The organism is Burkholderia sp. E168m23, assembly GCF_016586125.1.
Taxonomy (GTDB): domain Bacteria; phylum Pseudomonadota; class Gammaproteobacteria; order Burkholderiales; family Burkholderiaceae; genus Burkholderia; species Burkholderia orbicola.
Map to the genome: position 1 here is coordinate 1 of NZ_BCPP01000557.1, position 4761 is coordinate 4761.

Annotated in this window: 4 protein-coding genes and 1 riboswitch; of the genes, 1 reads left to right on the plus strand and 3 read right to left on the minus strand. The window is 68.5% G+C overall.

All coding sequences use genetic code 11. The annotated features are described in order from the left end of the window. On the minus strand, window positions 1–1588 hold a 1588-nt coding region (gene pepN / locus JMF90_RS24555), incomplete at its 3' end, for an aminopeptidase N (RefSeq protein WP_201325531.1). 187 nt (window positions 1589–1775) lie between these two features. On the opposite strand from pepN, the gene JMF90_RS24560 reads away from it, so the two are divergent. Next, a complete protein-coding gene (locus tag JMF90_RS24560; RefSeq protein WP_054927501.1) occupies window positions 1776–2486 on the plus strand; it encodes a DUF4136 domain-containing protein in 711 nt (236 codons plus the stop codon). A gap of 54 nt (window positions 2487–2540) precedes the next feature. Here JMF90_RS24560 and JMF90_RS24565 read toward each other — a convergent pair whose 3' ends face one another. Both JMF90_RS24565 and guaD read right to left on the minus strand, forming a co-directional pair. Continuing rightward, window positions 2541–3113, minus strand: a complete 573-nt coding sequence (locus tag JMF90_RS24565) for a TMEM165/GDT1 family protein (RefSeq protein ID WP_012328109.1) — start codon at window positions 3111–3113, stop codon at window positions 2541–2543. Between the two features lie 78 nt (window positions 3114–3191). Beyond that, window positions 3192–3328: riboswitch (yybP-ykoY riboswitch) on the minus strand. Between the two features lie 133 nt (window positions 3329–3461). Next, the coding region (gene guaD / locus JMF90_RS24570; protein WP_201325532.1) for a guanine deaminase at window positions 3462–4761 on the minus strand (1300 nt) is incomplete at its 5' end.

The following is a 4761-nucleotide window of genomic DNA, read 5'->3' on the forward strand; positions in this document are numbered from 1 at the left end:
CGAGCACGCGCGTCGTGCCCGATGCGGCGGCTTCGCCGTCCAGACGCAGCGGCAGGTCGCGGCCGTCGCGGCCGATCAGGCCGATCGCGAACGGGATCAGCAGCGGCCCTTGCTGCGTTTCGCGCGCGGCCGGCGACGCGTCGCCGTAGCCTTGCGCGAGGGTGACCGTATAGCGGCGCGCGGCCGCGTCGTACGCGGTACGCACCGACACGCGCGGCGTGCCGGCCTGGCTGTACCAGCGCTCGAACTGTGCGAGGTCGCGCCCGTTCGCGTCGGCCATCGCGTGGCGGAAGTCGTCGCAGGTCACCGCATGGCCGTCGTGGCGCTTGAAGTAGAGATCCATCCCCTTGCGGAAGCCGTCGCGGCCGAACAGCGTCTGGTACATCCGCACGACTTCCGAGCCTTTCTCGTAGACGGTCATCGTGTAGAAGTTATTGATTTCGACGTAGCTCTCCGGGCGCACCGGGTGCGCCATCGGGCCGGCGTCCTCGGCGAACTGCAACTGGCGCAGCACGCGCACGTCCTCGATGCGCTTGACCGCGCGGGCCGCCGATTCGACCTCGTCGCCCGCGGCCATGTCGGCCGAGAACTCCTGGTCGCGGAACACCGTCAGGCCTTCCTTCAGGCTCAACTGGAACCAGTCGCGGCAGGTCACGCGGTTGCCGGTCCAGTTGTGGAAGTACTCGTGGCCGACCACCGACTCGATGTTCGCGAAATCGGTGTCGGTCGCGGTCTCGGGGTTCGCCAGCACGTACTTCGTGTTGAAGATGTTGAGCCCCTTGTTCTCCATCGCGCCCATGTTGAAGTCGCCGACCGCGACGATCATGAAGCGGTCGAGATCGAGCTCGAGGCCGAAGCGCTTTTCGTCCCAGCGGATCGAGTGGATCAGCGAATCCATCGCGTGACGCGTCTTGTCCAGATCGGCCGGTTCGACCCACACCTGCAGCAGCTTTTCCTTGCCGGAGCCGGTCGTGATCGTTTCCTCGATCGCGACGAGCTTGCCCGCGACCAGCGCGAACAGGTAGCTCGGCTTGCGAAACGGGTCTTCCCATTTCGCGAAGTGGCGGCCGTCGGGCAGGTCGCCCGAATCGACGAGGTTGCCGTTCGACAGCAGCACCGGGTACGCGGCCTTGTCGGCGCGCAGCGTGACCGTGTACGACGCCATCACGTCGGGGCGGTCGAGGAAGTAGGTGATGCGGCGAAAGCCTTCGGCTTCGCACTGCGTGAAGAAGTTGCCGCTCGACACGTACAGGCCCGACAGCGTCGTATTCTGGTCGGGGGCGCACGCGCTTTCGAGCGTCAGCTCGAAAGCGTCGGGCACGTTCTCGACCGTCAGCCCGTGCTCGTGCGCGCGCACCGCGCCGTGCGGCGCGCCGTCCAGCCGCGCGCCGAGGAATTCGAGCGCCTCGCCCATCAGCTCCAGATGCGGCGCGGGCGCGGCATCCGGATTGCGGCGCACGCGCATCGTATTCCTGACGATCGTGCGGGCCGGCGCGAGATCGAATTCGAGTGCGACGGAATCGATGAGGAAGGCCGGCGGCGTGTAGTCGGCGCGGCGGATCACGGTGGAGGAGGCGTTGTCGGACATGGTCGTCGAGATCGGTGGAGTGGGGGACGGGCCCGTCGCGCGGGCCAGGCGAACCGGGCCATTGTACAAAGGCTTGCGGCTGCGTGCCGGGCGAACTTTTTACCGCTTCCGGGAGTCCGCGTATTATCGGCATCCCGTTGTGCTTCGCGCGGTGCGACGAACGGGTGACGGATCGACGAGGATCAACATGAAACGCGAATGGATTTTTCGCGGTGCGGGCTGGGCGGCGGCGCTGTGCGTCGCGCTGCTGACCGGCTGCACCAGCTACGTGACCACCCGGGTCACGGCCTTCTCCGACTGGAGCGGCAGTGACGCGACCCGCACCTATGCGTTCACGCGCACGGACGCGCAGAAGAACAGCATCGAACAGTCGACCTACGAGCCGATCGTTGCGAACGAGTTGTCCGCGTATGCGTTCCGACAGGTGCCGCAGTCGCAGGCACGCTATCTCGTCGGGCTGACCTATGCGGTCGGCAGCGATCTCGTGACGGTGCCGCAGCCGGTCTACTATGACCCGTGGTTCATGGGCCCCGGGCCGTACTGGCGGGGCGGGCCATGGAGTCCCTGGGGTCCGTGGGGCCCCTGGGGGCCGATGCCGGCCGGCTATGTCGCGCAGACCTACCAGGTGTTCGACTACACGCTGGGCATCCGCATCACCGAGCGCGCGACGGGCAAGGAGGTCTACAACGTGTCGGCGCGTACGACCGGCGACAACGGCACGCTGCTGTACGCGATGCCGTTCCTCGCGCGCAGCGCGCTCGCCGATTTCCCGTTGTCGAACGGCGCGGTCCGCACGGTCCGGCTGCCGGTCGACAAGCGCGGCGGGCCGGCGGCGCCGGCCGCCAACGAGCGCGCGGTGCCGGCGGCGCCCGCCTCGGGCGCGGCCGTCGCGAAGTAGCGCGACGGCCAACTCGGCGCGGCCGTCCGGCCGCGCCAGCCACCTTCCTGTCTGTCAGACCCCGACACCCAACAGCGCCAGCGCGCCGAGCACGACGAACAGCACGGCCGCGATCCCGTGTACGAGCTTCGTCGGCAGACGGTGCGCGAAACGGTCGCCGAGCAGGATCGCCGGCACGTTCGCGAGCATCATCCCGAACGTGGTGCCGGCCACCACGCCGATGTAATCCTGGAAGCGTGCGGCCAGCGCGACGGTCGCGATCTGCGTCTTGTCGCCCATTTCCGCGAGGAAGAACGCCACCAGCGTCGCGCCGAACACGCCGAGCCGCGAGCGGGTCGCATTGGCTTCGTCCTCGTCGAGCTTGTCCGGTACGAGAATCCACAGCCCCATCGCGATGAACGAGAACGCGAGCGCCCAGCGCATGATCGACGGCGTCACGAGCACGCCCAGCCATTCGCCGAGCGCGCCGGCGAAACCGTGGTTGACGAGCGTCGCGACGAGCACGCCCAGAATGATCGGCACCGGCTTGCGATAGCGCGCGGCCAGAACGAGGGAAAGCAGTTGGGTCTTGTCGCCGATTTCAGCGAGGGCGACGGCGCCGGTGGAGATCAGGAAGGCTTGGGACACGAATGGGGTTCCACGGGCCGTTGTTGTGCGTGCGAGCGACGATTCGCCGCGCGCCGGGCCCTGATGCGGCGCGCAGTGAACCATCGGTCTCGCCAGGCCAACGTGGCTGCGTCCGCCATGGCCGAACGGCCAAGTCTGTTGACGGACGCCTCCGTCACGATGCGCGCCGGGGCGCGGGACATCGAGCGGAGCGGCTACTCCCCAATGAGGGGCGAATTCTAGCATGGCCCGTTGCACGCCGGAAAGCGGCCAGGCCGCCGTGCCGCGCACCGGAGGATTTCGATTACCGGCATGCACGACGGCCAGGCGGCCGCGCATGCCGGACGGCCCGCAGGCAGCCCGCGGACGTTACGCGGCGGCCGGGCGGCGCGCGGCGCCGCGCTCGTGCACGAGTTCGCCGGCTGCATAGGTGCGGTACACCGCGCGGTCGTCGCCGAGCAGCGCGAACGCGAACAGCAGTTCCTCGAGCGACTCCGCGCGCTTCGTGCGGCGCGCGAGCAGCGGCGTCGCCTGCGGATCGAGCACGACGAAGTCGGCTTCGGTGCGCGGCTTGAGCGTGCCGACCGTGTCGGCGAGATCGAGCGCCTGCGCGGCGCCGGCCGTCGCGAGCCAGAACATCCGCGTGGCGGTCAGGTGATGGCCCGACAGCCGCGCGACCTTGTGCGCCTCGTTCATCGTCTGCAGCATCGAGAACGACGTGCCGCCGCCGACGTCGGTCGCGAGCGTGACCGGCACGTCATGTTCGCCGGCCTTGTCGAAGTCGAACAGGCCGCTGCCGAGGAAGAAGTTGGATGTCGGGCAGTGCGCGACGACGGTGCGTGTCTCGGCCATCCGGCGGCGATCCTCGTCGTCGAGATGGATGCAGTGACCGTACACCGCGCGCGGACGCAGCAGCCCGTAGCGGTCGTAGATGTCGAGATAGCTGCGATGGCCGGGGAACAGCTCGGCCACCCATTTCACCTCGTCGACGTTTTCCGCGACGTGGCTCTGCACGAACACGTCCGGATGGCGGCGCGCGAGTTCGCCGCACGCTTCCAGCTGCGCCTCGGTCGACGTCGGCGCGAAGCGCGGCGTGAGCGCGTACATCTGGCGGCCCTTGCCGTGCCAGCGGTCGATCAGCTCGGCGCTGTCGTCATAGCCCGACTGCGCGGTGTCGCGCAGGAATTCGGGGCAGTTGCGATCCATCAGCACCTTGCCCGCGATCATCCGCAGATCGCGCGCGTCGCTCGCGGCGAACAGCGCATCGGCCGACTGCTTGTGCACCGTGCAGTAGACGAGTGCGCTCGTCGTGCCGCACGCGAGCAGTTCGTCGATGAAGAAGTCGGCGACTTCGCGCGCATGCTCGGGGTCGCCGAACTGGCGCTCGGTCGGGAACGTGTACTTGTCGAGCCACGGCAACAGGCCGGGCGCCGGCGACGCGATCATGTCCGTCTGCGGATAGTGGATGTGCGTGTCGATGAAGCCGGGCACGATCAGCTTGTCGCGCAGGTCGTGGACCACCGCGTCGCGCGCAAGGGTCGCGGCGAGCGGCGCATACGGGCCGGCCGCGACGACCTTGCCGTCGTCGACGATCAGGAGCCCGTCGGTCTCGTAGTTCGCGGCCTGGCTCGATTGCGCCGGGTCGCCGTTGAAGGTCAGCAGCTGGGAA